Origin of the sequence: uncultured Flavobacterium sp., from assembly GCF_963974175.1 — a bacterium.
Taxonomy (GTDB): domain Bacteria; phylum Bacteroidota; class Bacteroidia; order Flavobacteriales; family Flavobacteriaceae; genus Flavobacterium.
Window position 1 is genome coordinate 33,233 of record NZ_CAXBBR010000018.1, and the last position, 23,306, is coordinate 56,538.

Sequence of the window (23,306 nt, forward strand, 5' to 3'; positions counted from 1 at the left end):
TTATTGTAAATAAGTCATAGTGGGTAAATTAACTTCGGGATTTTCCGCTAAAGCTTGTGCGTGTAATTGGTCAATTAGCACTTTCGTTTTTTCGATAGAATCAATTTTAAATAAAAATAAAACTTCTTTATCGTTATCTGCATTTTGCCAAACATTTTCTAAATACATTCCTTGCGAAGCATGGAACTCTTTGTCTTTTTCTAAGATCTCTATAATATTCGTAATGGGTACACTAGTGAGTTTTGCTAGTAAGTATGGCATAATTTATTGATTTAGTTTCCTGATTACTTTTGCAGGATTCCCCACCGCCAACGAATTATCGGGAATGTCTTTTGTTACAACAGTGCCTGCTCCAATAACGCATCCTTTCCCTATTGTAATTCCAGGACAAATCACCGTATTTCCGCCAATCCAGCAATCGTCACCAATGGTTATTGGCAAAGCACTTTCTAGCGTTTTTCTAAGTTCAGCCTCCAGTGGATGTGTTGCAGTATACAATTGAACATTTGGTGCAAAAAAAACATTGGAACCAATCGTTACTTTGGCGCAGTCCAGCACCACGCAGTTGACATTGAAATACACATTCTCGCCACAACTAATATTATAACCATAATCACAATGAAAGGGAGGCTCAATATACAAGTTCACACCCGCATTCGGAATCAGTTCCTTGATAATATCTCGCGCTTTTTTTGTTACCCTATATTCGGTAACATTCAATCTATGGAGCAGGTTTTTAGCGCGTCGTCGGTCTTTTACTAAGGTCGCATCTCCGGCCAAATAATATTCTCCGGCAATCATTTTCTCTTTTTCGGTTGTCATTCTAGCTATTTTAAATATTATTTTGAGCATGCCCTTCGCAAAAGCTACGGTCGGGCTATTCGTTACAATCTCTCTTGTCTCGTTTTAAAAACGAGACAAGAGAGGATTTTCACTTCTATCCCTCATGCAAACCGCGGGCGTAAATATTTACGATTGGATGTAAATATAAACCAAAATTAAAATCACTACAACTCATCCTCGAAATTTGACAGTTCAGTTCCTTTAAGTTTTTAAAAGAAGATAATGTAAATACATTTGGACTATCAAAATCAAACCACATGAAATCAGTCATAACAGTTGTTATTTTATTTTTTGCCACAAGCGTATTTTCTCAAACCATCATTTCAGGGAAAATAGTAGACAAAAAAGGAAAACCCATCGCCGGAGCTAACATTTATATTGATGGGACGTATGACGGCGCTACGACAAATGAAAACGGACAATTTTCTTTTACGATTACAGTAACTGGAAGCCAAGTTCTAGTCGCTAGTTTTCTGGTTTACGAAACCTTTAAAACAACAATTGATGTCGCTAATTTTCAAGACAAAACTATCGTTTTAAAAGAGAGCAGTAACACTCTTGATGCAGTAGTAATTTCGGCGGGAACTATGGAAACAGGTGATAAAGCAAGAGTTTCTGTTCTTAAACCTTTAGATATCGTGACTACTGCAGGTTCGGCAGGAAATATAATAGCTGCACTGCAAACCTTACCCGGAACGCAAAGCGTAGGTGAGGACGGCCGACTTTTTGTTCGTGGGGGCGAGGCCAGTGAAACCCAAACTTTTGTTGACGGAATTAGAGTAGCACAACCTTACAATGCAACGATCGGGAATGTGCCTACACGCGGACGCTTTTCACCTTTTTTGTTCAGCGGAATCTCGTTTTCTACAGGAGGTTATTCAGCCGAATATGGGGAAGCGCTGTCCAGTGTTTTACTTTTAAATACAGAAGATAATCCCGATCAAAACAAAACTGAAGTCTCCTTAATGACCGTTGGTTTAGGCTTAGGAAATACCCAAAAGTGGAAAAAAAGCTCCCTCAGCGTAAATGCTTCTTATATCAATTTGGCGCCTTATCAAGCCACTATTCCTCAAAATCTGGATTGGAATAGTCCATTTCAGTCTTTGTCTGGAGAAAGTGTGTATCGCTATAACTTCAACAACGGAATCTTGAAAGTCTACGCTGCATTCGATTCTTCAAAAATGGATATCAATCAAGAAAATATAAATGGGCCCGAGAAAATCAGAGTTGATTTAAACAATAATAATTTCTATTTCAATACTTCTTACAACGGTCGTTTTGGTGACGGTTGGCAAGTGGTGACCGGATTGAGTTATGGATACAGCAAAAACCAAATAGGATTGGGTTTAGACAACGTTAATAGTGACGAAAACGCAGCGCATTTAAAATTAAAACTAAAGAAGAACTTTTCTAATTATTTTAAGTTATCGTTTGGGGGTGATTACTTCATTACCAAATTTGGCGAGAGCTTCACTCCCAATTTAGGCACAACGAAATCAAACGGCTATAATTCAAATATTGCAGCAGCCTACACCGAAGCGGATATTTTATTTTCTAAAAAACTAGCCGCCAAAGTTGGTTTAAGAGCTTCTTACAATGATTTGCTGGAAGAAAGTACAATTTCGCCACGAATTTCAATGGCCTACAAAGTGGCTAAGAATAGTCAGTTTTCTATAGCCTACGGAGATTTTTCTCAAAGTCCAAATGTAGATTACATCAAATATTCTAAATACCATCAGTTTGAAAGTGAGAAAGCATCACATTACATTCTTAATTTTCAATATAGTAAGGATAATCAAACTTTTAGAGCTGAGGCCTATTACAAGGATTATAGTAATTTAGTGAAATACGATACGCAAGCTATTGCTTACAACTCAGTTTTCAACAATAAAGGTTCGGCTTACGCCAAAGGATTGGACATTTTTTGGCGAGATGGGAAAACCATCAAAAATCTAGAGTATTGGATTTCCTATTCGTACATCGATACTAAAAGAGATTATAAAAATTTTCCAACGGCAGTCACACCTAATTTTGTGGCCAATCACAGTTTGTCATTAGTAACTAAATACTTCATCACAAATTGGCGTTCGCAAGTAGGTTTTACCAATTCATTTAGCTCAGGACGACCGTACAACAATCCAAACGAAACCCAATTCATGAACGGAAAAACGAAAGCGTACAATAATCTAAGCTTCAATTGGGCGTATTTAATTAGCCAACAAAAAATTCTGTATTTCTCGGTTTCAAATGTATTAGGAACGCAAAATGTCTACGGATACGATTATGCTAAAAACCCAGATACAAATGGAATTTATAATAGAAGGACAATTACACCTACAGCAGATCGATTCTTTTTCGTCGGTTTCTTTTGGACGATTAGCAAAGATAAAAAAGACAATCAGTTGAAGAATTTATAGATCAATTTAAGAGTTTCAAAGTCTCACAGTCCTATATTTTTCATGTTGTTTGTTCAAAGGGTGTGAATTTCGACTCATTAGACAGTTCATCCTTGAAATTCAACAGTTGAGTAATTATAAATTTTTACAACAGTATTTCTAAGATACTTTTGAAGTATAAATAATCAAGTTTCAATCATCAATAAAAAAATCATCAATCTTAAAAACTAGAAATCATGACTAAATTAATCACCGCATTTGCACTATTTGTAATTACATTGCTTTCAGCTCAAGGGCAACAATCTGTAAATCCTGCAACTGGAGGACAATTTGAACAAGGAATGGGAAAGGCTTTCGGACTTTGGGGAGAAGGTAAAAACACCGAAGCTTCTGATTTATTCGAAAGAATTGCCGCTGCTGAACCGGCGAAATGGTTGCCAAATTATTATGTAGCTTTGGTAAATACAACCGCTGCTTTTGGAATAAAAGATAAAGAAAAAATAAATTTACTACTTTTAAAAGCGCAAAATGCTTTGGATTTAGAAATGGCAAAAGATCAAAATAATGCAGAGCTTTATGTGATGCAAGCCATGATCAACACCGCCTGGATTGTGTATGACCCCATGACAAACGGACAGAAGTTATCTGGCCCAACCATGGAACTATATGCAAAAGCAGAAGCAATTGCACCAAATAATCCTAGAGTAATCTTCTCAAAAGCGGAGTTTGAAATTGGAGGAGCCAAATTTTGGGGGCAAGACACTAAACCGATGTGTGCTCAAATTGACAAAGCCATCGAGCTTTTTGCTACTTTTAAACCTGAAACTACTTTCTCTCCAAAATGGGGATTGGATAGAGCATTAATAGCGCAGAAAAATTGTAAATAAGTCGAAAGGCACTATTGAACTTTTTAATGATAAACTCAAATGAATAAATTAATACGAGAATTTCCAAGAGCTTTATTTATATCGATCTTAATATTCATTGTTTTGACAATAATCCCTGTTGTAAATGGAGGTGAAGTAACTTTCAATAATCATTTAAAGGTTAATTTCTTATACACCCTACTTTATGGGATGACATTATACTGCATGAATGCGATACTTTTTATGTATTTAGATTCTGTTTTTATAAACAATAGATATGCTGTTAAAAGGTTAATTATTGGGTTTTTAAGCTCGTTTGTCCTTTCATTATTTGTAATATTCTTATTAAGGGTTTTTGAAGATGTAATAATTGAAGGAAATACTTTAAGTGCGTTTTTGAAAGAGGAGAAACCTTCTAATTATATTGTTGCATCAATAGTTTCATTTGTTGTTCTTTTAGGAATCCATGCACTTTATTTTTACAAAGCCTATAATGAGAACAAAGTAAAAGAGCAAAAAATTATTGCTGGAACCGCATCGGCTAAATTTGAGAGTTTAAAGAATCAAATAGACCCACATTTTCTCTTTAATAGTTTGAATGTTTTGAGTTCTTTGATTGAGGAAAACCCTGAAAATGCACAACGATTCACCACTTCATTGTCTAAGATTTATCGCTATGTCTTAGAACAAAAAGACAAAGAACTGGTTTCAGTTGATGAGGAATTGGCTTTTGCCAAAACTTATATGAATTTACTTAAAATGCGTTTTGAGAATAGTTTGTTTTATGAGTTACCCACATCGATCATTGACCCAGAAGCAAAAGTAGTTCCACTTTCCTTACAGCTATTGCTGGAAAATACGGTGAAGCACAATGTAGTAAGTGAAAAAAGGCCCTTGCATATTCGGATTTTTGTTGAAAAAGGCTATTTGGTTGTGGAAAATGATTATCAAAAAAAAGAAGTGCTACAAGATCACAAAGGAGTAGGATTGCAAAATATCATCAATCGATATGGAATTATAACCGAAAGGAAAGTGATGATTGGACAAAATGAAAAAGTGTTTACAGTTAAAATACCAATTTTGACCAAACAAATATCGGTTATGGAAACAACGACAGATTATAATGAAAACAACGCTTATTATAGGGCAAAAAAGAGAGTGGAAGAATTGAAAGGGTTTTATGGAAACCTGATTTCGTACTGTATTGTAATTCCTTTTTTGATTTTTATAAATCTTAGGTATTCTCCACACTTTCAATGGTTCTGGTTCTCCGCTGGGGGTTGGGGTTTTGGACTGATAATGCATGCTCTTAAGGTTTTTGGATACAGCTCGAACTGGGAGGAAAGAAAAATTCAAGAGATTTTAAATAAAGAAGATAATAAACAAACATGGAAATAGTCATGGAAAATAAATATCAAAACGAAGACCGCTATTTTAAAGCTAAAAAGCGAGTGGAAGAGATTAAAGGGTTTTACGGTAATTTGATTGCGTACATTGTTGTCAACATTGGGCTCTTAACAATTAATTTATTAACATCACCGAGTCATTTGTGGTTTTTTTGGCCGCTGTTAGGATGGGGAATTGGAGTTTTTTTTCACGGTATGAAAGTCTTTAATTATATGCCATTTCTAGGAAAAGACTGGGAAGAGCAAAAAATTAAAGAGTTTATGGAGAAAGAAAAGGAAAAAGATCAAAAAGCAAATTGGAAATAATCAAATTCAAACAAGATGGGACGATTAAGAAGAAGAATGTTCGAGAATGGTGCTTCAGACATTGACGGTCCTGATGCACGATATGACATAGCATATAAAAGGGTGAAAAGGATTAAAGGGTTTTATGTTCACTTATTGGTTTATGTGCTTGTAAATGCCTTTATATTGATTTCTATTTTTAACAGGAGTATGTTTGGGGACGAAGTTTTTTGGCAATGGCAAACCTGGAATACCGTTTTCTTTTGGGGAATTGGCTTAATAGCGCACGGATTGTCAGTTTTTGGAAGAAATATTTTTTTTGGATCTAATTGGGAAGAAAATAAAATTCAAGAATTTATGGATAAGGACAAAAATAATAAATGGGAGTAGCTATTTTAGCTAATTCAAATTACAAACAATTTTCAAACCGAAAATAATTTTATATTGAAAACAATCATAATTGAAGACGAAAAACCAGCTGCAAGACTGTTGCAAAGAAAGCTCGAAAAACTAAATGTTGAGGTAGGAGTGATGCTTCATTCTGTTGAAGAATCCATAGCCTGGTTTTCTAAAAATGAACATCCGGATTTAATTTTTTTAGACATACAATTGTCGGATGGATTGTCGTTTGAAATTTTTGAAAAAGTCGAAATAAAGAGTGCTATAATTTTCACAACTGCGTACGATGAATTCGCTTTACGAGCGTTTAAATTGAATAGTGTGGACTATCTTTTAAAGCCCATTGACGAAGATGATTTAGAACAAGCGATTTCGAAGTTTAAAGAGCGACTGCCTAAAAAGGAAAAGTTACAATTGGATTTTGAAGAGATAAAAAAAATGCTGGGCAATCCTTTTGAGAAAGAATATAAAAAAAGGTTCACTGTAAAGATTGGTCAACATTTAAAAGTTATTTCGATTGAAGAAATTGAATGTTTTTTTAGCGAAAATAAAGGAACTTATATTCACACATTTGACAATAGAAATTATCTTGTTGAATCAACTTTAGAGGTTTTAGAACAAGAATTAGATGCAAAAGAGTTTTATAGAATCAACAGAAAATTTATAATTCCTATGAAAGCAATTAAAGAAATTGTGCTTTATAGTAACTCTCGCTTGAAAGTAATTTTGCCTTCTTATGGAGAGGATGAGGTTATTGTAAGTAGAGAAAAAGTAGCCGATTTTAAAGTATGGATTGGGTAGCGAAAAAGCATAAAAAACTCTTTCAAAGAAGCACGTTTTTATTTCGTTTTAAATAAAGTAAAACACATTTTTCTTTGAAACAGTTTTTAGTAATTTTTGAACTCGAAATTAGTCAAATAATGATTTAATTTCTTTCTCTGTCTTACCTAATTTTTGTTGTAGTTTTCCCCACATCACATCTTCTTTTCCTTCTTCAAATAACAAATCGTCATCGGTAAGGTCGGCAAATTTTTGTTTTAGCTTCCCTTTCATTTCATTCCAGTTTCCTTTAATCTCTTCTGAATTCGGCATAATAGTGTAGTTTAATAGTTACTAAATTATCTATTACAAAATTGAATAAAAGCGAAAGAAAAAATGTTGTACAATTCTTTAAAATTGTTGTAAAATTGCTTTAGGGTATAAGCTTCAGGAGTTATTCTTTATTGTTAAACGTATTAAGTAAGTTAGTAGTTGTAAGTATCTGGTAAATAGTTATTTTTAAATCACATATAGATTTTATCTATGGTCATTTTTAAGCTTTAAGAAACGATTTTCTTATTCCGATTATGACGAATATAAGGAAAGAATATCCAATAAAAAAAGGCGCGATATATTCAATGTAATTCATGGCTAACATCAGCGAAATTATCAGTAATTGAAACCCTAGTCCATACAGTGAAACGAAAGTCATAAACCAGTTTGGGAATGTTTTTACCTTGTATGCGCTGTTGTCCAAAGCATGGATAATCTTGTCAAAGCCCCCGTAAACGACTGTGTATATTTTGAACAAAATATCGACTGATTTTTGAGTTTCACCGGCTAATGCTCGAGGCGATTTGTATTCGAAAATCTTGCTGGTTTTATCTCCTCCTACCGATTTATTTCTCAAAATAACATAGTAGTAATTGTATAAAGTTCCTTGTAATTGAATGCAGAAAAAAGCGCCTAAAGTGAGCAGAAAAGAGGTGTTTGAAACGTAGCAAATTGCACTCAAAAAAAGGAAGTTTAAGATGATGTCAAAAACGCTATCGAGGTATCTTCCAGTATAAGAAGGAGTGTTTTTTAATCGGGCAAGTTCACCATCGGCAGCATCGATACCTGATTTTAAAATAATGAAAAAACCAGCTAGGTAATAGTGGTTTTCCAAAATACAATAAATCGCAATTAGCCCAGATATGCCAAAAAGAAGCGTGACATGGATAGGTGTAAATCGAGTGTTTTTTAATCGATTCGCGAGCATTTTTCCAAACGGTCTTCCGTAATCTGACAGGTCAAGGAAGCTGTCTTGCGCAGCAAGTTTAGACATTTTTTATAGGAACAAATAGAAATGTGACAATATAGTCAAAGGTAAATATAGTGATAAGTTGTTATTTTGACAACCTATGTAAAGTAAATGTCATCGCCGATAAAAGGAAAAAAGCATTGATTTGATGTGTTAATCCTAACCACAATGGTACACCGTATAATAGGGTAAAAACCCCTAGAGCAAACTGTACAAAAACGAGTATTACAAGTAGGTTTATACCGAGAGATTGTGCACGATCTAAAGTGATTTTTCGACTCTTAAAATAGAGTAAAACTATAAAACCAACCACAACATAAGCTAAGGTTCGGTGGATAAATTGCACACCACTTTTACCTTCCGTAAAGCTTAATAGTAAGTTTTTTTGTTCTAGAAAAACACTGTCATGGATGAATTGGCCATCACTCATCATTGGCCAATGATTGTGAATTAATCCTGCATTTAAACCTGCAACAAAACCACCATAAATGATTTGGATTAATAAGAATACTAATGCATATCTCGCAATTGTTTTTAAAGGTTGTAAACTGTTTTTTCTATTTGGATAGATTAGATCTAAGGCTACCCAAAAAGTATAAGCAAAGGTGATAAATGCAAAAGTCAAGTGTAGCGCTAGTCTAAAATGACTAACATCTGGATTGTTAATCAAGCCGCTTCGAACCATAAACCACCCTAAAAAGCCTTGGAAAGCACCCATTCCTAAAAGGACGATGCACTTGTTTATCGTTGCTTTATCTAATTTCTTTTTGATTAAAAAATAAAAGAATGGAACTATAAATACCAAACCAATAATACGACCTATAAAGCGGTGAAACCACTCCCAGAAATAGATAAATTTATAATCAGAGAGTTGAAAGTCGTTGTGAATGTTGATTTTTTGATATTCAGGGAACTTCTTGTATTCGTCAAATGCTTCTTGCCATTTAGCTTCTGATAAAGGCGGAAAAGTGTCTGTAACTAAATGCCAGTCGGTCATCGATAAACCGGAATTGGTCAATCTTGTAATTCCTCCTACGGTTACCATTAAAAACAATAATACGCAACCAGATAATAACCAAATAATGACTGATTTATTCTCTTTTTTCATTTTTGAAACTAATTTTGGCAAAGATATTTTAAATAAAAGAAATCCTTAACTCAACAATCGTTAAACTTTAATTAACCCCATTTTTTGCGCTCTTTTCATCATAAAACCATAAGCAGCGTCATAATCATTCAGAATTTCTCCTTCTAATATAGCTTCTTTTATCGCTTCTTTAAGCATTCCTATTTCTTTTGAAGGTTTCAGGTCGAAAATCTCCATAATCTCTTCTCCTGTTATCGGAGGTTGGAAATTACGGACATGATCACGCTCTTCTACTTCTACAATTTTCTTGCGAACAATTTCAAAGTTACTATGGTACTTCTTGAATTTATTCGGGTTCTTAGTGGTAATATCCGCTTCGCATAATGTCATTAAATTCTCTACGTCTTCTCCGGCATCAAATACCAAACGACGAACAGCAGAATCTGTAACTGTTTCTTGCGATAGAACAATTGGACGTGAGCTCATCATTACCATTTTCTGAACAAATTTCATTTTTTGGTTCAACGGCATGTGCAAGCGTCCAAATATTTTTTTGACCATTTTACCGCCAAGAAATTCATGCCCATGGAAAGTCCAGCCCTGTTTTTTGTTGAAACGTTTGGTTGGCGCTTTTCCTATGTCGTGTAATAAAGCTGCCCAACGCAGCCAAACATCATCAGTGTTCGGGCAAATATTATCTACCACTTCTAGTGTGTGGTAAAAATTGTTTTTATGGGTTTGACCTTCAATCTCTTCTACTTGATTCAAAGCCGTCAATTCAGGTAAGATAATATCTAAAAGCCCCGTTTTGTATAGCAGTAGAAAGCCTTCAGAAGGTTTGTCTGTCGATAGAATTTTATTCAACTCGTCAACGATCCGCTCTCCAGAAATAATTTTGATACGTTCTGCATTTTTTGCAATGGACTGAAATGATTTTGCTTCTATTTCAAAACCCAATTGATTAGAGAAACGGATGGCTCGCAACATACGTAAAGGATCATCAGAATAAGTGATGTCTGGGTCAAGAGGAGTTCTTAGGATTTTGTTTTCTAAGTCGCCTAATCCTCCAAAAGGATCTGAGATCGCTCCGAAATTATCAGTATTCAAGGATAATGCTAGCGCATTAATAGTGAAATCACGACGGTTTTGATCGTCTTCAAGAGTTCCGTTTTCGACAACGGGATTCCGACTTTCAAAATGGTAGGATTCTTTTCTTGCTCCAACAAATTCAATTTCCGTATCTTCAAAACGAAGCATGGCAGTACCGTAGGTTTTGAAAACCTGTACTTTGGGTTGTTTTGGAAGTAGTTGAGAAACTTTTAAAGCCAATTCGATTCCGCTACCAACGGCAACAATATCGATGTCTTTTTTAAAATCTCTTTTTAATATCAAATCTCGCACAAATCCGCCAATTACATAACTATCAATGTTAAGTTCTTGGGAAGCTTGTGAGATGACTTCAAAAATTTTATTGTTTAAAAACTCTTTATAGGAAGTTTTAATATTCATTATTATGTGTTTAAAGTTTAAAGTTTAAGGTTGCGAAACCTTAGAAACTAAAAACCGTGGCTGAGAACTAATTGCTATTTACGGATTATTTTTACCTGAGCGTCATTCGACAATTTAATAATTGTAGATGGTTTTCCGGCAATTTTATCGCGCTGCAAATTTACAACATAGTCCACACCTTTGATAATCTCTGGACTGATTTCTTTGAAACTTTTTGGTGTAGGTTGGCCAGAAATATTTGCTGAAGTAGAAACCAATGGTTTTTTCATCTTTTCCAGTAATTTGAAACAGAATGGTTCTTTTACGATTCGGATTCCTAAGGTTTTATCTGAAGCAATTAAATTAGGAGCCACGTTTCTAGGGTTGTCCAGAATAATAGTGGTAGGGTTTTCAGATAAATCCATGATTTGCCATGCCACCTCAGGAATATCTTTAAAGACGTTGTACATCATTCGTTCCCCGTTCATCAAAACAATCATGCTTTGGGTTTCTACTCTTTTTTTGAGCTTGAAGATTTTAGCAACTGCCTCTGGGTTTGTAGCATCACATCCAATTCCCCATACGGTGTCTGTGGGGTAGAGGATTATTCCGCCTTCCTTTATGATTTCGTATGCTTTATGAACTTCTTCGTTAAGATTTTCCATCATTGATTTTTTTATGTTGTTCTAAATTCTTTTAGGTTTTATTATAGTTTTATAACTATTAATCTGCTTTTCATTAGAAATAGTAGTGAACCTAGAAATAGGTTTTTTAGCATGAAATAAATAAAATCTTTTAAAAAAGACATTTTTCATATACTTTTAAATATTCAGCAGCTGCCACTTTCCAGTTGAAACTTGCGGCTCTTTCTTTCATTAATAATTCCATTTCGGTTTTATTATTGTAAAAATGATTTAAGCCTTCAATTAGTGTTTCTTTCATATATTCAGGATCGAAATTATCCCAATAATAAGCATGTTTTCCACCAACTTCAGGTAGTGAAGTTTTGTTAGATAAAAACACGGGTTTGCCAAAATGCATTGCCTCGATAGGGGGAAGACCAAATCCTTCACGAATTGATGGGAAGACAAAAGCATGACACTTCGATAAGTAAAATTGTTTAGCAATATCACTTACTTTACCAGTTAGAAAAACTCGATTTTGTAAGTTATTTTCTTGGATGAAGCGTGCTATCTCTATTCCATATGGCTTATTGCTATTCCCTGATAAAATCAAATTAAAATCAGTAAGATGTTTCATCATTTTTACTACAGAAAGGAAGTTTTTGCGTTCTAAAAAATCTCCAATCGAATATAAAAAAGGTTTGTCTGTAGGGATATTTGAAACAAAAGTAGAAGTGTCTAAAATTGTCGAAATAGGATTTCCATTGTGAATTATATATTCCGGGATAGTTGGGACATTAAAATATTGATGTGTTTGTTTTTTTGCAAATTCGGATATGTAAGTAATAGCGGTTGCTTTTTTTAATTTTTCAATAAAAGCTACGTTTTTCTTATGGTTCATATCCGACGAAATTTCTTCAACAAAGTTTACATCGTGTATAGTTAAAAGATATTTTGAGTCAAATCGGGGTTCTATCTTAGAGTTTTGGTTTACAGAATGCCATAAATCATACTTTTTGAATGGTCTTAAATGTTTGTACCGATGTGCACCAATGTATCGATGGTAATTAAATTTATCACCGAATTCAGATTTCAATTTACTAGGATTGTCAGAATTAAGGTAAAGGTTTAAATTGTCAAGGGGAAGGCTTTCTAGACCTTTTATTAACTCGTAATTAAAAGTACCGAGTCCACTTGTTCTGTTTTTTATATTATGTGTTTCCAAAAAAACACTTTTATTTTGTGTCATTACAATAATTTTCGACGAAAATACGATATTAATTTGAAGTCTAAATTGGTATGTGTATTTTTGTTGGTTGGTAATGGTTTTGAGAGCTTGTCTCTGAAATTTGATTACTATTTGTGAGAGCCGCGAATTCATATAGGATTAATGTAGCTTTTTGAATCCATTTACAATCAAATAGAGCTTTTTTTGAAAGCAAAATAAAATAAAAATGACAATAAAACTAATGTTCTCTAAGACGGTTCAAAATTCTAAAGGAATCCTTCGCTTTATTAAAGAATTTAATTCTGATTTAGGAACTGTTTTTGGAAATGGAGACAGAAACGTAATCAAACTATTTGATCTTGATGGGAAAACAATTAATATCAAGTCGTTTAAAATTCCAAATATTGTCAACAAAGTCGCCTACAAGTATTTTAGAAAATCTAAAGCTAAACGTTCTTTTGAATATGCTACTATTTTGTTAGAAAGAGGAATAGGAACTCCAGAACCACTGGCCTATTTTGAAAATTTCAATAGCATAGGTTTGCGAGATAGTTATTATGTTAGCGAACATTTAGAAGCCAACCTTACTTTTAGAGAATTAGTGGAAATCCCAGATTATCCAGATAATGAAAATATTTTAAGACAGTTTACAAAATTCACTTTCGATTTACATGAAAAAGGAATTGAATTCTTAGATCATTCTCCTGGTAATACGCTGATTAAGAAAGAAGAGAAGAGTACTTATAGTTTTTATCTAGTTGATTTAAACCGTATGAACTTTCATGAATCTATGGATTTTGACATGAGAATGAAAAACTTCAGCAGGCTTACGCCAAAGAAAGAAATGATTGCTATTATGAGTAATGAGTATGCTAAATATTATGCAGAAAGTGAAAGTACGGTTTTTGAAAAAATGTGGCAGTTTACCGTTCAGTTTCAAGATGAATTTGCGAAAAAACGCAGGTTGAAAAAGAAATTGAAGTTTTGGAAGTCTTAGTTATTTAAGCGGATTCTTTTTAATTCCTGAAAGCGAACATAAACGCTATAGGCGTTGAGGTAACAAATAATAATGCCTTTTTTGCCATCCAATATTCCCATTCTAATGACGTATTGATATAGAAATTGGTATACGGGTCTCACATAAAAATGAAAAAAAGTAGGTTTTGTTCCTTTGTTGAATTCTTCAATTGCTTTTAATTTACCGTAAACGCTCATTTTTTGTCTGTATTCGTCGTAACTGCGAAACGAATAATGAATTAGTTCATTCTTTAATTTTCCAATTTTTTCAGAAACCGTTAACTTTTCATGAACAATCTTTCCTAAATCATACTGAGCCTTTTCTTTCTTGAAAAGTCTAATTATTTTATCGGTTTGCCATCCACTAAAGTGTAATTTGATGTTTTCAAACATAAAGGCACGACGGCAATAATAGGACGAAAAGGAGTTTTTGTCATGAATGGTTTCAATAATCTCCTCTTTTAGTTCAGTTGTGAGTCTTTCATCGGCATCCAAAAAAAGGATCCAGGAATGAGTGGCTAAACTAATGGCATAATTTCTTTGGGATGGATAATTTTCGAAAGGATGTTGTACCACTTTTACATTCTTATGATCTGCTGCTATTGCCACGGTTTTATCCGTACTAAAGGAGTCCACGACAATTATCTCATCGGCAAAATTCAAGTCGTTTAAAACGCTTTTTATATTGTGCTCCTCATTATAAGTGATAATTAGTGCAGTCAGAAATATTTTATTGGATGATATTTCGTCTTTACTTCTATTAATTGTCATTTGATAGATTCTTTAATAGAAAAGACTTTAGTTTATCTTTAAATAAGTTAGGTTTAAATTCTTTATATAAGCTAAGAGTATCCTGTTTAAGTTCCTTCTCTGTTTTTTGCGATAGCAATTCCGGTTTATAATCATTTAAATGTACTGACATGTGATGGATGCCATCTTCTAATGTGGCCCAGATTTTCTTTTCAATCCATGGAGAAAAGATTATAAATGAAGGTTTTCCTAGTGCTTTAGCCATATTTATGGCGCCGCCGTCATTCCCTACAATTAAATCGCATTGATTCAATACGCCAATAAACGCTCTCAAATCACCACCCAGTAAATCAAAATATATTTTTTCCTGGGTTGATGGTTTACAACTGTCAAAAACAGTTTTAGCATCATCGACTTGCTTTGGGAAATAATTAAAAAGAATATTCACATCGGTATTGTCTGCAATTGTATCAATAACGGATGTTATATAGTTTAATGGATAGGTTTTTAGTTTTTCACTACCCAAAAGGCTAATCATGACCGTTTTTCTATCTTTTTTAAGTTTATATTGTTCAATAAGGGAGATAGCATGCTCATTTTCCGCTTTAGTAACAAATAATTTAGGTAGCGGATCAATCTTTACCGCCAAATCAAGGGGCTCTATAAGTGACAACCTTCTTTCGATGGCTAAACCCAGATTAGTTTTTGGGAATTCCTCAAACGCGACATTGTCAGTATACAGAAAAGTGCGTCCTTTTTTCTTATAAGATATTTTTCTTTTGGCTCCACTCAATAGTACGATTAACCAACTTTCCAATTTTGAATAAGCATCAATTAATAAATCGTATTTATTGGCTCTGATTTCAAGAGCTAAATTCAGTAATTCTTTTTTGCTTTTTCGATGCTTTTCTTCAAAACGAATAATCGTATCAATATTTGGATTGCCTTCTAGAACAGGAGTAGTTGATTCATACACCAAATAATCAATTTGAGCATTAGGGTAGGCAAGTCTAAGGTTGTTGCATATGATACTGCTAACCAATACATCCCCAATCATTTTTTGCTGTATAACTAGTATTTTCATAAGATAAAAAAACCTCCCTTTTTGAGGGAGGAATATACAATATAATATTTTATTACAAAATAAATTTAAACAGCTACGTCATATTCGCGTAAAGCGTTATTCAAAGATGTTTTTAAGTCAGTAGATGGCTTACGAGTCCCAATGATTAATGCGCAAGGAACTTGAAAATCACCTGCTGCAAACTTTTTAGTATAGCTTCCTGGAATCACAACTGAACGAGCAGGAACAAAACCTTTCATCTCTACTGGCTCATCACCAGTCACATCAATAATTTTTGTAGATGCAGTCAAACATACGTTGGCACCAAGAACAGCTTCTTTCCCAACATGTACCCCTTCGACAACAATACAACGAGAACCTATAAAAGCACCGTCTTCAATAATTACTGGCGCAGCTTGTAAAGGTTCAAGAACTCCTCCAATTCCTACACCACCACTTAAATGCACGTTTTTACCAATTTGAGCACAACTTCCTACTGTTGCCCACGTGTCAACCATAGTTCCTTCGTCTACATAAGCACCAATGTTTACATAACTTGGCATCATGATTACACCACTTGAAATGTAAGCACCGTAACGAGCAGATGCTCCCGGAACTACACGAATTCCTTTAGCAGCATAATCTTTTTTCAATTCCATTTTATCATGGTATTCAAAAATCCCTGCTTCCCATGTTTCCATTTTTTGGATTGGGAAATACATAACAACTGCTTTCTTAACCCATTCGTTTACTTGCCATGCATCACCTTTTGGTTCTGCAACACGTAATTTACCGGAGTCTAATAATTCTATAACCTCTCTAATGGCTTTTGTAGTAGTTTCTTCTTGTAACAAAGCTCTGTTTTCCCAGGCTTGTTCTATAATTGTTTGTAATGAATTCATGTGTGATAATTTTTAGGCAAATATAAGTTTTTAATGCAAAAACAAAAAGTCAAATTGCTTTGAAAATGTTACAAAAATTTCAGACTAATGCTGAATGTTTTGTCCGTTTTTCCGAATAGCTCATGAAGTTGGTTTTGATTAAATGTGATTGTAGTAGATTCGGTAAGCTCTTAAGTATTAATTTCGAAAAATAACATCAACTTTTTTGATTTTATTCATAATAAAATAAAGGGGATTTGATCCAAAACGAATAAGAAATGAAGATTTCCGTTGTTGCTGAGAATCGGAAAATTAAAATAGTTATCTTTGAAAAAAAATAAAAATGCCTAGAGTACTTGCGATAGATTACGGACAAAAACGCACCGGCATTGCGGTGACAGATGAAATGCAAATCATTGCTTCTGGATTGACAACGATTCCAAGTCCAACAGCCATTGCCTTTTTAAAAGATTATTTCTCTAAGGAGAAGGTAGAGGCAGTGCTTATTGGCGAGCCTAAACAAATGAATGGGCAACCTTCAGAAAGTGCTTCTATAATTAAAGGTTTTGTAACTCATTTCACCAATCATTTTCCAGATATGAAGGTGATTCGAGTAGACGAACGCTTTACCTCAAAAATGGCTTTTCAGTCCATGATTGATAGCGGTTTGAAAAAAAAACAACGCCAGAATAAAGCGCTTATTGATGAAATTTCTGCTACAATAATGTTACAGGATTATTTGAACCGAAAAACGTTTTAAATAGTCATCCTTAAAGGACTATAAATGGCTAAAACGTTTTCGTAGTTTGTAACTTTTCTCTAGCATTTTATGCTTTTTTTTGCAATTATAAAAAGTATCTTTGCACTTTAAAATTTTTGCTATGCCAGACACAACAATTCGTTCAAATACTGAAGTAGTTCTTATAGGTGCTGGAATCATGAGTGCCACTCTTGGATTAATTCTGAAAGAACTGCAACCAGACATAAAAATAGAGATTTTCGAAAGATTAGATATGGCAGCTGCCGAGAGTTCTGATGCATGGAATAATGCAGGAACTGGGCATTCTGCTTTTTGTGAACTCAATTATACTCCTGAAAATGAGGATGGAACGATTGACCCGAAAAAAGCAATTAGTATTGCTGAATCTTTTGAGGTGTCTCGCCAGTTCTGGGCTTATTTAGTAGAAGAAAATAAAGTTCCTTCTCCTGAAAATTTTATCAAAAGTATCCCGCATCTAAGTTTTGTTTGGGGCGATAAAAATGTTGAATACCTAAAGAAAAGATTTGAAGCTTTACAAAAAAACCAACTTTTTAAAGATATGGTTTTTAGTACTGATTTATCGCAGTTGAAAGAATGGATGCCTCTAGTAATGGAAGGTAGAGATGAGTCAGAAAAAGTGGCCGCTACAAACATGGCTATAGGTACTGATGTGAACTTTGGAGAATTAACCAGAAGTATTTTTAGTTATTTAGATACTCTTGACGGAGTAACTATTCATTATCACCATGAAGTTCAGAAATTGAAACAGCGTGATGATAAGTCTTGGAGAATAAAAATTACTGATTTGGCTACAGGCCAAAAAAGAAAAGTATATACCAAATTTGTTTTTATAGGCGCCGGTGGTGGCTCATTGCCACTATTAGAAAAAGCAGCTGTTCCTGAAGGAGATGGTTTTGGTGGTTTTCCTGTAAGTGGACAATGGCTTAAATGTACAAACCCGGAAGTAATTGCAAAGCATGCCGCAAAAGTATACGGTAAGGCCAGTGTAGGTGCGCCACCTATGTCTGTTCCACATATAGATTCAAGAATGATTAACGGAGAGAAACAGTTGTTATTTGGCCCTTTTGCCGGGTTTTCAACTCGTTTTTTGAAAAATGGTTCCTATTCGGATTTACCATTATCTATAACTACAGATAATATTTTCCCAATGCTATCTGCAGGAATTAAAAACATTCCGCTTACAAAATATTTGATTCAACAAGTACGTCAATCTACTGAAGACAGAATAAATGCTTTACGTGAATACGTTCCTAGCGCAAAGTCAGAGGACTGGGTGATTGAAAGAGCGGGACAACGGGTTCAAGTTATTAAAAAAGATAAAAATGAAGGTGGGATACTTGAATTTGGTACTGAGGTAATAACTACCGCTGATGGATCATTATCGGTTTTACTTGGCGCTTCGCCAGGTGCTTCAACCGCAGTTTCGATTATGATTGACTTAATTGGGAGATGTTTTAAGGAACAGCTAGCTTCTGCTGAATGGCAAGAAAAACTTAAAAAAATGATTCCTTCCTATGGTCAGGCATTGAATGAGAATCCTGCTTTGTCAGACGAAATAAGAAAAAATACTGCTGCAGTTTTAAAACTAAAAAATTAAATTTATAAAATGAACTTCAATGATTTATTGGAGTTCATTTTCTGTTTTTATTAATACTCTGGTAGTTTTAACTATATTTTCTGATAGATTAGTTAACCATATTAACTGCTCGATTACTAATTGTGCTTCCTGCATTTTTAATTGAAATGCGTCTTCGTCAATAGCATTTTCTTCTTTTAATTCTTTGGCTCGAATTTTATTTAATTCGATAAACCGTTTGCTTAAATCCTCGCTGACTATATCTGCTTTAGATTCTATTCCATCTTCTTTTAATAGAGTTATAGCATCTTTGAGATTTTTAATGACTTTGTCTACCACAACATTAAATGCTTCTGAAGCCGCAGATGTTTTATGCGATTGTATGTAGGTTCCTAAGGAAGCTGCAGACGACAATAGGGTGTGATTCAGTACGGTCAGTTTATAGACTTGTGCTAACTTACTTTGTTTTGATTTAGGCTCTTGAAGCATTCTCTGGAAGGAGGCCATCAGATTTCCAACTTCGATAAAAGCATGTTTTCGAGCTAAACGATACGAAGTAGGAACCTCTCCTTTTTTATTGTAAAACAAGGATATTTGCTTTAAATAATTTCTATTTGCTTCAATAGATTTTTCTAAATACACTGGAATTTTAACAAACTCCCAGGAAGGCCACAAAAAGTAATTGGCTAGAAAAGATAAAACGGCTCCAACAAATGTATCTAAAACTCGATATTGAATTACATCTTCGATATTAGGGGTTAGAATTCCATATATAAAAATCACATAAATAGTTACGAATGTGGCTCCAACTTTATAATTAGTTGGTGTAAATGAAAAGCCAAAAAGCATCGCAATAATAGCGAGTCCGCCAAGGATTGTAGAGTCGTGAACGAAGGATAGTATTCCAAAAGCGATAAAACCACCTAGAATTGTTCCGAAAATTCTTTGAAAGGTTCGTTCTTTTGTCAAGCCATACCCCTGTCTCATTATAACGACAATGGTTAGCACGATCCAATAGGCATTTTGAAAGGGTAGTATTTTTCCAATAATAAAGCCAATCAAAATGGTAATAGTCAATCGGAGTGAATGTCTAAAAACAGTGGAGGAAAAACTGAAATTTTCGATCAGTGTACTTATTGGATAGTATTGTGGTGTAATGAATTTTTCTAAATCTTTATCTTTTCCTTTTAAGTCTTGTGATTTGACAACGGTTGTAAATGCGCGTTCGAGTGTTTTGTTTATCTCCACTTGCTTTTCAGCATAATGCAACATGTTTGTTAGCATTAAAACACCTTCTGAGGCGTTATCTTTCCCTAAATCATTTTCATAATTTGTAATTGCCAGTTCTAAGTCATGTAAATCAGTAATAAGGTTGTGTTCAGAAATGTATTTCTCACCGTTTTCAATGCTTTCAGATACTTTTTTAAGGCTTTTTGCAAGGTTATAGGCAAGGTTTTGGTAGGTTTTTAAAACCCGTGGATGAGCGTCAAATTTTTGGTGTAGCTTATTATGGTCGAATGAAGTAGCGATAGCCAACTCCATAATTTCCACTAACGAAATGAATACCAAAAGCATTTTTCGATTCTGATTAGAAGAACCGGAATCAGTTCGATTCCTGATAAGCACTTCTCTTATGTTTTCGTGAATAGTGTTTAGTTGAACCTGTAAATTCAATTGTTTTTCGGTGATTGCTTTTCGGTCTGAGTTTAATTCCCATAAGTCACCTCTTAATTTTAAATAATTAGAGGTTAATTTGATGCATTGGGCAATTTGTAATTCAGCATAACGATGTGGTCTTATGTAAAAAAAAACTACAGAAATAAGTAAGTAGAATAAGCCTCCTAAAAGCAGTAGTCCAGAATACTGAACTCTGTCCCAACCTATTTGCAAATGAGCAAAAGCCAATGAGATTGTCAGTAAGGCTGAAAACGAAACCATTGTCGCTCTTTGTCCATAGACTGAAATCATTGATAAGAAAAACAATAATACAGTTAAGAAAGGATAAAATAGCCAGGAGTAGGGATAGACTAGGTTTATTAATAAATTAACTCCGGAAACGATTAGAATGGTAACAAGAATTCCGTTAATTTTATGTTTCAGATTACTTGGGATATCACTGGGATAAACAAGAATGGCTCCCAGGGCTATAGTAAAACCAATTTGGAAATTGCCTAAATAAGAAAATAGCAAAACTGGAATAGCCGCCGCTAATGTTATTTTTAAAGCATTTGTAAAATAAGTACTGTCTATATTCTTTTTGACTTTAGGAAACATATAATAAGTATTGCATACAAATATAAGTATTGTACGATTTATCCATAGCTGAAAACGCTTTGATTTAAGTTTAAAGTAGAAATAAATGCTAAATATCCTTTAGGAATTATTCATTGTCTAAATTTTTACTATTTTTGCCAACCGTATTTAAGGAATTAAAATTCTTAATTTATGGCTGATAATACTTAAAATAACAATAATGATTTTACCAATTGTAGGATATGGCCATCCTGTTTTAAGAAAAGTAGGAGAGAATATTTCTCAGGAAGATGCTGACTTAAAAGAGACGATCGCTAATATGTATGATACGATGTACAATGCATGTGGAGTGGGACTTGCTGCGCCACAAGTTGGCAAAGCACTTCGTTTGTTCATAGTTGATACGACACCTTTTAGCGAAGATGAAGATTTAGAAGATTCAGAGCAACAAGAATTGAAGGGGTTCAAAAGAACTTTTATCAATGCAAAAATGTTGAAAGAAGATGGTGAAGAATGGTGTTTTAATGAAGGATGCTTGAGTATTCCTGACGTTCGTGAGGATGTTTACAGAAACGAAAGAATAACTATTGAGTACTGTGAAGAGGATTTTGTAGTGAAAACAGAAGTTTTTGAAGGTTTGATAGCGAGAGTTATTCAACATGAATACGACCATATTGAGGGAATCTTGTTTACAGATAAAATTTCTTCACTTAAAAAACGTTTGATTCAAAAGAAACTAAAGAATATTACTGAAGGCAAGACATTCCAAGATTATAGAATGCGTTTTATTGCTAAAAAAGGAAGGTAATACATTTCCATATGATATGTTTAGGCATGGATTTTTTGGGGGCGGGGTTAATAAAAAATATATACAAATCGAATTCTTAATAATAATTAAAATAATATGAATTTAGAAAAAATACTAGCCATTTCTGGGAAACCAGGTTTATATGTACTTAAAGTGCAAACGCGTACTGGTTTTGTTGCAGAATCATTATCGGATGGAAAGAAAATCACGGTAAATTTAAAAAGCAATGTAAGTTTATTATCTGAAATTTCAGTTTACACTTATGAAGGTGAAAAACCATTAGCAGAAATAATGGACAAAATCGCTGCCAAAGAAAGCAATGGTCCTGCAATTTCGCATAAAGAAGACAATGCTACATTAGCTGCTTACTTTAAAGAAGTTTTAGCTGACTATGATGAGGAAAGAGTATATCCATCTGATATTAAAAAAATATTGAATTGGTACAATATGCTTGAGGCTAAAGGTTTGGTTGTTGATGCAGAACCAGCTGCAGCCGTTGCAGAAGAAACTCCTGCTGTTGCAGAAGTAGAAGCTGTTGCTGAAAAACCAAAAAAAGAAAAAAAAGTTAAGGAATAATTCATTCTGAATTTTATAAAAAATCCTGTCTTCTCTAATTTTAGAAGACAGGATTTCTTATTTTTACGCACCCGAGGTCAAAGACTGAACTGACAAGGAAAAACCAATGCTATGAATACTAGAGAAACTCAACTTAAGGCTTTTGATCGATTATTAACTATCATGGAGGAGTTGCGCGAGCAATGTCCTTGGGATAAAAAGCAAACACTTCAAACCTTGCGCCATCTTACCATTGAAGAAACCTATGAGCTCGGTGATGCTATCCTGGATAATAATCTAAACGAAGTCAAGAAAGAATTGGGAGACTTAATGTTGCATATTGTCTTTTATGCTAAAATAGGAAGCGAAACAAATGATTTTGATATAGCCGATGTTTGCAATGAAATTTGTGATAAATTAATTCACCGTCATCCCCATATTTACTCAGATACTGTTGTTGCCAATGAAGAAGAAGTAAAACAAAATTGGGAAAAGCTAAAACTCAAAGAAGGAAGAAGTTCTGTTCTTGAAGGCGTTCCTAAAAGTTTGCCTGCTTTAGTGAAGGCAAGCCGAATCCAAGATAAAGTAAAGGCAGTGGGATTTGATTGGGATGAACCACATCAAGTTTGGGACAAAGTACAAGAAGAATTAGAAGAGCTGCAAGTTGAGGTGGAAGCTGGCGATCAAGATAAAATGGAATCCGAGTTTGGTGATGTTTTATTTTCGATGATTAACTACGCCCGTTTTCTAAACATAAACCCCGAAGATGCTTTGGAGCGCACCAATAAAAAATTCATCAAGCGTTTTCAGTATTTAGAAAGCAAAGCTGGCGAATTAGGCAAACCCTTAATGGACATGACCTTGGCTGAAATGGATGTGTTTTGGGAAGAAGCGAAGCGGCTTCCGAAAAATTAGGAATTGGAAAATCTATGATTTTCA

24 protein-coding genes are annotated in these 23,306 nt (G+C 34.1%); 12 read left to right on the forward strand and 12 right to left on the reverse strand.

Annotation, left to right across the window (positions count from 1 at the left end; translation table 11 throughout):
* Both AAC069_RS17135 and AAC069_RS17140 read right to left on the reverse strand, forming a co-directional pair.
* Entirely contained in the window at positions 1-261 is a 261-nt protein-coding gene (locus AAC069_RS17135; RefSeq protein ID WP_339921653.1) for a hypothetical protein, read from the reverse strand.
* Between the two features lie 3 nt (positions 262-264).
* A complete protein-coding gene (locus tag AAC069_RS17140) occupies positions 265-822 on the reverse strand; it encodes a sugar O-acetyltransferase (protein ID WP_339921655.1) in 558 nt (185 codons plus the stop codon).
* Between the two features lie 278 nt (positions 823-1,100).
* Here AAC069_RS17140 and AAC069_RS17145 point away from each other — a divergent pair, with 278 nt between their 5' ends.
* The 6 genes from AAC069_RS17145 to AAC069_RS17170 all read left to right on the forward strand — a co-directional run bounded on the left by AAC069_RS17145 (position 1,101) and on the right by AAC069_RS17170 (position 6,996).
* Positions 1,101-3,260: a TonB-dependent receptor gene (locus AAC069_RS17145; protein WP_339921656.1), complete on the forward strand. Its 2,160-nt coding sequence runs from the start codon at positions 1,101-1,103 to the stop codon at positions 3,258-3,260.
* 215 nt (positions 3,261-3,475) lie between these two features.
* The gene (locus AAC069_RS17150; RefSeq protein ID WP_339921657.1) at positions 3,476-4,126 is read left to right on the forward strand and encodes a hypothetical protein; all 651 of its coding nucleotides are present in this window, start codon (positions 3,476-3,478) and stop codon (positions 4,124-4,126) included.
* 39 nt (positions 4,127-4,165) lie between these two features.
* Complete coding sequence (locus AAC069_RS17155) at positions 4,166-5,503, forward strand: 2TM domain-containing protein (protein WP_339921658.1); 1,338 nt, start codon at positions 4,166-4,168, stop codon at positions 5,501-5,503.
* A 2-nt stretch (positions 5,504-5,505) separates the two neighbouring features.
* Positions 5,506-5,817 carry a 2TM domain-containing protein gene (locus tag AAC069_RS17160; RefSeq protein WP_339921659.1) on the forward strand — a complete coding sequence of 104 codons (312 nt, stop codon included), beginning with the start codon at positions 5,506-5,508 and terminating at the stop codon, positions 5,815-5,817.
* A gap of 15 nt (positions 5,818-5,832) precedes the next feature.
* Positions 5,833-6,186 carry a 2TM domain-containing protein gene (locus AAC069_RS17165; RefSeq protein ID WP_339921660.1) on the forward strand — a complete coding sequence of 118 codons (354 nt, stop codon included), beginning with the start codon at positions 5,833-5,835 and terminating at the stop codon, positions 6,184-6,186.
* A gap of 54 nt (positions 6,187-6,240) precedes the next feature.
* Entirely contained in the window at positions 6,241-6,996 is a 756-nt protein-coding gene (locus AAC069_RS17170) for a LytTR family DNA-binding domain-containing protein (RefSeq protein ID WP_339921661.1), read from the forward strand.
* A 108-nt stretch (positions 6,997-7,104) separates the two neighbouring features.
* Here the strand turns inward: AAC069_RS17170 and AAC069_RS17175 are convergent, their stop codons facing one another.
* From AAC069_RS17175 to AAC069_RS17200, 6 genes are all read right to left on the reverse strand, one after another.
* Entirely contained in the window at positions 7,105-7,287 is a 183-nt protein-coding gene (locus AAC069_RS17175) for a CsbD family protein (protein WP_339921662.1), read from the reverse strand.
* A 220-nt stretch (positions 7,288-7,507) separates the two neighbouring features.
* A complete protein-coding gene (locus tag AAC069_RS17180) occupies positions 7,508-8,281 on the reverse strand; it encodes a CDP-alcohol phosphatidyltransferase family protein (protein WP_339921663.1) in 774 nt (257 codons plus the stop codon).
* Positions 8,282-8,342: 61 nt separating this feature from the next.
* Entirely contained in the window at positions 8,343-9,365 is a 1,023-nt protein-coding gene (locus AAC069_RS17185; RefSeq protein WP_339921664.1) for a COX15/CtaA family protein, read from the reverse strand.
* 60 nt (positions 9,366-9,425) lie between these two features.
* Positions 9,426-10,853 carry an HD domain-containing protein gene (locus tag AAC069_RS17190; protein ID WP_339921665.1) on the reverse strand — a complete coding sequence of 476 codons (1,428 nt, stop codon included), beginning with the start codon at positions 10,851-10,853 and terminating at the stop codon, positions 9,426-9,428.
* A 74-nt stretch (positions 10,854-10,927) separates the two neighbouring features.
* The gene (locus AAC069_RS17195; protein ID WP_339921676.1) at positions 10,928-11,497 is read right to left on the reverse strand and encodes an L-threonylcarbamoyladenylate synthase; all 570 of its coding nucleotides are present in this window, start codon (positions 11,495-11,497) and stop codon (positions 10,928-10,930) included.
* A gap of 130 nt (positions 11,498-11,627) precedes the next feature.
* The gene (locus tag AAC069_RS17200) at positions 11,628-12,704 is read right to left on the reverse strand and encodes a glycosyltransferase family 1 protein (protein WP_339921666.1); all 1,077 of its coding nucleotides are present in this window, start codon (positions 12,702-12,704) and stop codon (positions 11,628-11,630) included.
* A gap of 205 nt (positions 12,705-12,909) precedes the next feature.
* Between AAC069_RS17200 and AAC069_RS17205 the strand changes: the two genes are divergently transcribed.
* Complete coding sequence (locus tag AAC069_RS17205; protein ID WP_339921667.1) at positions 12,910-13,680, forward strand: lipopolysaccharide kinase InaA family protein; 771 nt, start codon at positions 12,910-12,912, stop codon at positions 13,678-13,680.
* On the opposite strand, the gene AAC069_RS17210 is transcribed toward AAC069_RS17205, so the two are convergent.
* The 3 genes from AAC069_RS17210 to AAC069_RS17220 form a co-directional block, all read right to left on the reverse strand.
* Positions 13,677-14,471: a glycosyltransferase family 2 protein gene (locus AAC069_RS17210; RefSeq protein WP_339921668.1), complete on the reverse strand. Its 795-nt coding sequence runs from the start codon at positions 14,469-14,471 to the stop codon at positions 13,677-13,679. The two genes, AAC069_RS17205 and AAC069_RS17210, sit on opposite strands and share 4 nt — an antisense overlap.
* Positions 14,461-15,534, reverse strand: a complete 1,074-nt coding sequence (locus AAC069_RS17215) for a glycosyltransferase family 9 protein (RefSeq protein ID WP_339921669.1) — start codon at positions 15,532-15,534, stop codon at positions 14,461-14,463. The genes AAC069_RS17210 and AAC069_RS17215 overlap by 11 nt, the downstream gene beginning before the upstream one ends.
* 65 nt (positions 15,535-15,599) lie before the next feature.
* Entirely contained in the window at positions 15,600-16,415 is an 816-nt protein-coding gene (locus AAC069_RS17220) for a 2,3,4,5-tetrahydropyridine-2,6-dicarboxylate N-succinyltransferase (protein ID WP_074722901.1), read from the reverse strand.
* A 322-nt stretch (positions 16,416-16,737) separates the two neighbouring features.
* On the opposite strand from AAC069_RS17220, the gene ruvX reads away from it, so the two are divergent.
* Positions 16,738-17,154, forward strand: coding sequence for a Holliday junction resolvase RuvX (gene ruvX / locus AAC069_RS17225; RefSeq protein ID WP_339921670.1), 417 nt, complete (start codon positions 16,738-16,740; stop codon positions 17,152-17,154).
* A gap of 121 nt (positions 17,155-17,275) precedes the next feature.
* Positions 17,276-18,772 (forward strand): malate:quinone oxidoreductase, encoded by a 1,497-nt coding sequence (locus tag AAC069_RS17230; protein ID WP_339921671.1) that lies wholly within the window; start codon positions 17,276-17,278, stop codon positions 18,770-18,772.
* A 24-nt stretch (positions 18,773-18,796) separates the two neighbouring features.
* Here AAC069_RS17230 and AAC069_RS17235 read toward each other — a convergent pair whose 3' ends face one another.
* On the reverse strand, positions 18,797-21,025 hold the full coding sequence (locus tag AAC069_RS17235) for an FUSC family membrane protein (RefSeq protein WP_339921672.1): 2,229 nt from the start codon (positions 21,023-21,025) through the stop codon (positions 18,797-18,799).
* Between the two features lie 199 nt (positions 21,026-21,224).
* On the opposite strand from AAC069_RS17235, the gene def reads away from it, so the two are divergent.
* The 3 genes from def to mazG all read left to right on the forward strand — a co-directional run bounded on the left by def (position 21,225) and on the right by mazG (position 23,282).
* Complete coding sequence (gene def, locus AAC069_RS17240; RefSeq protein WP_339921673.1) at positions 21,225-21,812, forward strand: peptide deformylase; 588 nt, start codon at positions 21,225-21,227, stop codon at positions 21,810-21,812.
* 96 nt (positions 21,813-21,908) lie between these two features.
* A complete protein-coding gene (locus tag AAC069_RS17245; protein WP_339921674.1) occupies positions 21,909-22,388 on the forward strand; it encodes a DUF5606 domain-containing protein in 480 nt (159 codons plus the stop codon).
* 111 nt (positions 22,389-22,499) lie between these two features.
* The gene (mazG, locus tag AAC069_RS17250) at positions 22,500-23,282 is read left to right on the forward strand and encodes a nucleoside triphosphate pyrophosphohydrolase (protein WP_339921675.1); all 783 of its coding nucleotides are present in this window, start codon (positions 22,500-22,502) and stop codon (positions 23,280-23,282) included.
* Positions 23,283-23,306: the final 24 nt, after the last annotated feature.

Excerpts from the sequence above, each read along its gene's own strand:
- AAC069_RS17135 (WP_339921653.1), bottom strand. The coding sequence starts at position 261 with ATGCCATACTTACTAGCAAAACTCACTAGTGTACCCATTACGAATATT.
- AAC069_RS17140 (WP_339921655.1), bottom strand. The coding sequence starts at position 822 with ATGACAACCGAAAAAGAGAAAATGATTGCCGGAGAATATTATTTGGCC.
- AAC069_RS17145 (WP_339921656.1), top strand. The coding sequence starts at position 1,101 with ATGAAATCAGTCATAACAGTTGTTATTTTATTTTTTGCCACAAGCGTA.
- AAC069_RS17150 (WP_339921657.1), top strand. The coding sequence starts at position 3,476 with ATGACTAAATTAATCACCGCATTTGCACTATTTGTAATTACATTGCTT.
- AAC069_RS17155 (WP_339921658.1), top strand. The coding sequence starts at position 4,166 with ATGAATAAATTAATACGAGAATTTCCAAGAGCTTTATTTATATCGATC.
- AAC069_RS17160 (WP_339921659.1), top strand. The coding sequence starts at position 5,506 with ATGGAAAATAAATATCAAAACGAAGACCGCTATTTTAAAGCTAAAAAG.
- AAC069_RS17165 (WP_339921660.1), top strand. The coding sequence starts at position 5,833 with ATGGGACGATTAAGAAGAAGAATGTTCGAGAATGGTGCTTCAGACATT.
- AAC069_RS17175 (WP_339921662.1), bottom strand. The coding sequence starts at position 7,287 with ATGCCGAATTCAGAAGAGATTAAAGGAAACTGGAATGAAATGAAAGGG.
- AAC069_RS17180 (WP_339921663.1), bottom strand. The coding sequence starts at position 8,281 with ATGTCTAAACTTGCTGCGCAAGACAGCTTCCTTGACCTGTCAGATTAC.
- AAC069_RS17185 (WP_339921664.1), bottom strand. The coding sequence starts at position 9,365 with ATGAAAAAAGAGAATAAATCAGTCATTATTTGGTTATTATCTGGTTGC.
- AAC069_RS17190 (WP_339921665.1), bottom strand. The coding sequence starts at position 10,853 with ATGAATATTAAAACTTCCTATAAAGAGTTTTTAAACAATAAAATTTTT.
- AAC069_RS17195 (WP_339921676.1), bottom strand. The coding sequence starts at position 11,497 with ATGGAAAATCTTAACGAAGAAGTTCATAAAGCATACGAAATCATAAAG.
- AAC069_RS17200 (WP_339921666.1), bottom strand. The coding sequence starts at position 12,704 with ATGACACAAAATAAAAGTGTTTTTTTGGAAACACATAATATAAAAAAC.
- AAC069_RS17205 (WP_339921667.1), top strand. The coding sequence starts at position 12,910 with ATGACAATAAAACTAATGTTCTCTAAGACGGTTCAAAATTCTAAAGGA.
- AAC069_RS17210 (WP_339921668.1), bottom strand. The coding sequence starts at position 14,471 with ATGACAATTAATAGAAGTAAAGACGAAATATCATCCAATAAAATATTT.
- AAC069_RS17215 (WP_339921669.1), bottom strand. The coding sequence starts at position 15,534 with ATGAAAATACTAGTTATACAGCAAAAAATGATTGGGGATGTATTGGTT.
- AAC069_RS17220 (WP_074722901.1), bottom strand. The coding sequence starts at position 16,415 with ATGAATTCATTACAAACAATTATAGAACAAGCCTGGGAAAACAGAGCT.
- ruvX (WP_339921670.1), top strand. The coding sequence starts at position 16,738 with ATGCCTAGAGTACTTGCGATAGATTACGGACAAAAACGCACCGGCATT.
- AAC069_RS17230 (WP_339921671.1), top strand. The coding sequence starts at position 17,276 with ATGCCAGACACAACAATTCGTTCAAATACTGAAGTAGTTCTTATAGGT.
- AAC069_RS17235 (WP_339921672.1), bottom strand. The coding sequence starts at position 21,025 with ATGTTTCCTAAAGTCAAAAAGAATATAGACAGTACTTATTTTACAAAT.
- def (WP_339921673.1), top strand. The coding sequence starts at position 21,225 with ATGATTTTACCAATTGTAGGATATGGCCATCCTGTTTTAAGAAAAGTA.
- AAC069_RS17245 (WP_339921674.1), top strand. The coding sequence starts at position 21,909 with ATGAATTTAGAAAAAATACTAGCCATTTCTGGGAAACCAGGTTTATAT.
- mazG (WP_339921675.1), top strand. The coding sequence starts at position 22,500 with ATGAATACTAGAGAAACTCAACTTAAGGCTTTTGATCGATTATTAACT.